Source organism: Mycobacterium sp. TH-M106 (genome assembly GCF_057473765.1).
In genome coordinates this window covers 1-5411 of sequence record NZ_JBYCLE010000121.1, presented here as the reverse complement: position 1 = coordinate 5411, position 5411 = coordinate 1, and the positions used below count along the sequence as shown (strand labels likewise).

Sequence of the window (5411 nt, the reverse complement as noted above, 5' to 3'; positions counted from 1 at the left end):
GACTCATGTGCTGAGCCACCGCGTCGGCGAGCTTGGCGCGACCCTCGAACACCGCGGACAGCAACTCGCGCTCGGACACGCTGCCGGCCACCTCACCCGCCATCACCGGCGGCTCGGCACCGACGACGGGCATCTGGGATACCCCGTATTCACGCAGGATCCCGATGGCGTCGCGCACGGTCTCGGAGGGGTGGGTGTGCACCAGGTCGGGGAGCACACCGGACTTGCCACGCAGCACGTCGCCGACCGTGGGCTGTGCGGTCGAACCGTCGAGCCGCGAGCGCAAAAACCCGTACGACGACATCCAGGCGTCGTTGAAGATCTTCGACATGTAGCCGCGACCGCTGTCCGGCAGCAACACCACGACCAGCGCGTCCGGTCCGGCTTTCACGGCTACTTCTACCGCGGCGACTACAGCCATCCCGCATGAGCCTCCGACCAGCAGCGCCTCCTCGCGAGCCAACCGCCTGGTCATGTCGAACGAGTCGGCGTCGGACACCGCGATGACCTCATCGGGTATGTCCGGGTCGTAGGCTTCCGGCCAGAAATCCTCGCCGACTCCCTCCACCAGATACGGGCGACCGGCTCCGCCGGAGTACACCGAGCCTTCGGGGTCGGCACCGATGATCCGTACCGGTCCCTGTGGTCGTGCACCAGAGACATCTTTGAGGTAGCGGCCGGTGCCGGTGATGGTGCCCCCGGTGCCGATGCCGGTGACGAAATGGGTGACTTTACCGTCGGTGTCGGCCCAGATTTCCGGGCCGGTGGTCTCGTAATGGCTGGCCGGGCCCTGCGGATTGGAGTACTGGTCCGGCTTCCAGGCCCCATCGATCTCGGTGACGAGCCTGTTGGACACGCTGTAGTAGCTGGCCGGGTCGTCCGGCGGCACTGCCGTCGGGCACACCACCACCTCAGCGCCGTAGGCACGCAGCACGTTCTGTTTGTCCTCGCTGACCTTGTCGGGGCAGACGAACACGCACCGGTAGCCGCGACGCTGCGCTACCAGCGCCAGGCCCACACCGGTGTTTCCCGAGGTGGGTTCGACGATGGTGCCGCCGGGCCGCAGCTGTCCACTGGCCTCGGCAGCGTCGATCATCTTCACCGCGATGCGGTCCTTGGAGCTCGCACCGGGGTTGAGGTACTCGACCTTCGCCGCGACCATGCCCGCCCCGGCCGGAACGACCGAGTTGAGCTGGACCAGCGGAGTGTTGCCGATGAGTTCGCTGATGTGGCGTGCGATTCGCATGCCGTCATCGTCTCAGGTGATCTGCCTAGCCCGCTTCGCGGCCCGCATCGTCGCCGGGCTAAATTCGGGGCTACACGTGAATGGAGGACCCGCCGTGCCCGAAGCCGTCATCGTCTCAACCTCCCGTTCTCCGATCGGCCGTGCCGGCAAGGGGTCGCTGGTCGGCATGCGGCCCGACGATCTGGCGGCGCAGATGGTGCGGGCCGCCCTCGACAAGGTGCCTGCGCTGGACCCGCGCCAGATCGATGACCTGATGATGGGCTGCGGCCTTCCGGGTGGCGAGTCCGGTTTCAACATCGGCCGTGTCGTCGCCGTCCAGCTGGGCTACGACTTCCTGCCAGGCACCACCGTCAATCGCTACTGCTCGTCGTCGCTGCAGACCACCCGCATGGCCTTCCACGCCATCAAGGCCGGGGAGGGGGACGCGTACATTTCGGCCGGTGTGGAGACGGTGTCGCGTACCGGCAAGGGCAGCTCGGATTCGTGGCCGGACACCAAGAATCCGCTCTTCGACGAGGCGCAGAAACGTTCCGAAGCCGCGGCCGCCGGCGCCGATGAATGGCATGATCCGCGTGGTGACGGCACCCTGCCCGACATCTACATCGCGATGGGCCAGACTGCCGAGAACGTCGTACTGCTGACCGGCATCAGCCGCGAAGATCAGGACCTGTGGGGGGTTCGCAGCCAGAACCGCGCGGAGGAGGCGATCAAGAACGGGCACTTCACGCGTGAGATCGCACCGGTGACACTGCTGGATGGAAGCACCGTCAGTGTCGATGATGGCCCGCGGTTCGGTACCACCTACGAGGTGGTCAGCCAGCTCAAGCCGGCATTCCGGCCCAATGGCACCGTCACCGCCGGTAATGCCTGCCCTCTCAACGACGGCGCGGCGGCGGTGGTGATCACCAGCGACACCAAGGCCAAGGAGCTGGGTCTGAAGCCACTGGCCCGGATCGTTGCTACCGGGGTTTCCGGCCTGTCCCCGGAAATCATGGGGTTGGGTCCGATCGAAGCGACCAAGAAAGCGCTGACCAACGCGGGCATGTCGATCTCCGACATCGACCTGTTCGAGATCAACGAGGCGTTCGCGGTGCAGGTGCTCGCCTCCGCGCGCGAACTGGGTATCGACGAGGACAAGCTCAACGTCTCTGGCGGGGCGATCGCGCTCGGCCACCCGTTCGGCATGACCGGCGCCCGTATCACCGCCACGCTGCTGAACAACCTGCAGACCCACGACAAGACGTTCGGGCTGGAAACGATGTGCGTGGGCGGCGGCCAGGGGATGGCGATGGTGATCGAGCGGTTGTCGTGATCGGCATCGCCGCAGGTGGGGAGAGCCAAGCCCCGATAAGGGCGTGTAACTTTAGCTAGCAGTTAGCTAACTATCGCTAGCGCTTTTCGGGCTGTATCGGCGTTAACATCTTGTTAACATGTAAACGGCGTGTTACGATCGGTTCCATCGCCTGGTCCAGCCGTCGCGAGGAGGATGCTGATGAGCCTACACGTCACGACATCGCGGGTCCTTCTCAAATTAGCGCAACGCCTAGTGATCGCCAGCGCCGGTGTGCTCGTTATCGCGAGCGCCGTTGGCGGTGGCGACTTATTGGGACAGGCCCACGCGGACAACGCGCAGTGCATCGCCAGCTCGACAGATCCATGCCCGCCCTCGCAGGACGGGTCGGCCGATTCGTCGCGTTCGCCAGGGCTGCAAACTACGAGTGAGCCCCAGGGCCAACACCATCGGCAGGTCGTTTGCCAACCTACCGGGAAGTTCGGGACATTTTGCCATCCTGTGAACTGAACGTCGCCGGTGCAGCGGAGGACCCTCGAGCAGGTCGAGGACCAACGCTTGTAGCCCGGTGAGCGAACTCGAAGTTGCGCAAATGCCTTGGGCAGCGGAACTACGGGTCAGACGAGAACCTGTTTCGGCATCACGGTTGGCTTGAACCCGTAACGGGGAGCGCCGAAACCGAAGCCGCCGCGGCCGCCCGCGGCCATCGGCCCCATCCCGGCCGGCACCGCTGCCACTTGCGTGCCTTCTTCAGCGGCGGCGGTCCAGCCGCTGCCCGCCAACGTCGCCGTCGCGGACTCGCTGACCGCCGGAGTGGCCGCCGACCAGGCGGCCGGAACCGAGAGACCGCCGACGGAGGCTGTGCCACCCATACCCGCCGCCACCGGCGCTCCGACAAGGGCGCCTGCGCCCGTCACACCCGTCGAGCCGACCGAGCTCGCCAGGACGGTTCCGCCCGTCATGCCGGCGCCGAGTGACGCGGCGCCGCCCGTGGCCGCCGCAAAGGTGGCGAGAGTTTTTGCAAGCATGACCGAGGTCGGGATGGCCATCGGAACCCACCAACCCGCGCTATAGAACGTGTTGTTAATGGTGTCTGCGACGAGCGGGATGGCGAGGAAGCTGTTGATCGAATCCGCCATTCCAGCGAGGCCCGACGCACCGCTGGTGCTTGCCAACGGAGACGACAAGCTGCCCACGGCGTTATGCAGGCCGGAAATCAGTTGTGACAGCTCCGTCTGCAGGCCGCCGGTGCCAGCCCCACTGACTGCGGCAGCCTGGGCGGCGATTCCGGACGCATTGGTGGTCTGCGCCGGAGAAGTCAGCGGCTGCAATTGCCCAGCGGCTTGCGAGGTACCGGCGTAGCCGTACATGGCGGCGGCATCCTGGGTCCACATTTCGGCGTAGTGAGCCTCGGCTGCCGCGATCGCCGGCGTGTTTTGCCCCAGGAAGTTGGTTGCGATGAGGTTGGCCAGCAGAGCCCGGTTGGCCGCGACCACTTCCGGGGGCACGGTCATAGCGAATGCCGTTTCGTAGGCGCTGGCCGAGGCCATAGCCTGGTTGGCCGCATGTTGGACGGCCGCGGCGGTGTTGCTCATCCACCCGATGTAGGGTGTCGCGGCGGCCGCCATCGAGGCGGACGCCGGACCCCGCCATTCGTCGCCGGCCAGCGTGGTGATCAACGTCTGGTAGGCCGATGCTGCCGAATCGAGCTCGGCGGCCAGGCTGTTCCACGCCTGCGCAGCGGCCATCATCGGCGCCGATCCCGCGCCGGTGTACATCAGCCCGGAGTTGACTTCCGGGGGTAATGCTCCGAAATCAAACATTGCTCCAGCTCCGTGTTCCTCGAATCCCCGATACCTGCTAACTGGCTGTGGCTGCTTGCAGGCGTGTTGCGCGTTCTAGACAACCGCCGGCTTGGGCATGACGATGGGCTTGACGCCATACCGCGGCGCGCCGAAGCCGCCGGCCTTCCCGGCGCCGGGTGCAGACAGCATTCCCGACGGCACCGTGGACATCGGCGTGTGCGCGGCGGCCGTGGGCGCAGCGGCCCATCCCGTGCTCACCAACGTCGCGGGGGAAGGGCCGCCGGCCGGCGCGATGCCGGTGGCCCAGCTGGGCGGCACCGACATTCCGCCGACCGCCGACGCCTGACCTAGCCCTGCCAACACCGGGGCCCCGCTGAACCCTGCGCTGCCCGCCGGTCCCACGGCGCCCGCCAGCATTGCGCTCTGCAGGCCGGCTGCCGGCAGTACGTCCGCGGCCGTCTTGGGAAAATCGAGAAGACCGCCAGCTGCCAACCCGAGCAAGTCTGACGAACCAGCGGCCCAGTTTCCAAACGCAATGTTCCCGATAGTGGCTGGACTCCCGGACGGACCCAGCGGCCCGGTGTTGCCGAGAAATCCCCCGAGGCTAGACGAACTCGATGACGAGCTGGAGCCCAACAGCGCACTGATGAGTCCGGTAAGCCCGGACCCAGACGAATTGGCGGTGGCCGCATTGGTGGCCTCGGTGGTGCCGTAGGAGCCCGCGCTGGTGCTCAGCATGTTCACAAACATCTGGTGAATTGCCGTAGCTTGGGCGCTCACCTGCTGGTACAACGTCCCGTATGCGGAGAACAGCGCCGATTGCAGCACTGATACCTGATCGGCGGCCGCGGGAACCACGCCCGTGGTCGGGGCTGCTGCGGCCGAGTTTTGAGCGGTCACCGCTGAGCCGATACCTTCCAGCTGGGCGGCGGCGGCAGATAGCGCTTCGCACTGTACGGTCACAAATGTCATGGTTCCCTACCTTTCTAGATGGGTGGTTGTTGCCCTCGGCCGTAGGCTTCGAACTGCCCAGGGGCGTCGGGTATGGCTTTCATGGTTGTGCTGTGTT

4 protein-coding genes are annotated in these 5411 nt (G+C 66.2%); 1 reads left to right on the top strand and 3 read right to left on the bottom strand.

Annotation, left to right across the window (positions count from 1 at the left end; translation table 11 throughout):
• The coding region (locus tag AC2VOP_RS04360; RefSeq protein WP_486959807.1) for a cystathionine beta-synthase at window positions 1-1246 on the bottom strand (1246 nt) is incomplete at its 3' end.
• A gap of 94 nt (window positions 1247-1340) precedes the next feature.
• Between AC2VOP_RS04360 and AC2VOP_RS04355 the strand changes: the two genes are divergently transcribed.
• A complete protein-coding gene (locus AC2VOP_RS04355; protein WP_486959806.1) occupies window positions 1341-2558 on the top strand; it encodes an acetyl-CoA C-acetyltransferase in 1218 nt (405 codons plus the stop codon).
• Window positions 2559-3154: 596 nt separating this feature from the next.
• On the opposite strand, the gene AC2VOP_RS04350 is transcribed toward AC2VOP_RS04355, so the two are convergent.
• Complete coding sequence (locus tag AC2VOP_RS04350; RefSeq protein WP_486959805.1) at window positions 3155-4360, bottom strand: PPE family protein; 1206 nt, start codon at window positions 4358-4360, stop codon at window positions 3155-3157.
• Window positions 4361-4435: 75 nt separating this feature from the next.
• Window positions 4436-5314: a PE family protein gene (locus AC2VOP_RS04345; RefSeq protein ID WP_486959804.1), complete on the bottom strand. Its 879-nt coding sequence runs from the start codon at window positions 5312-5314 to the stop codon at window positions 4436-4438.
• Window positions 5315-5411 lie beyond the last annotated feature (97 nt).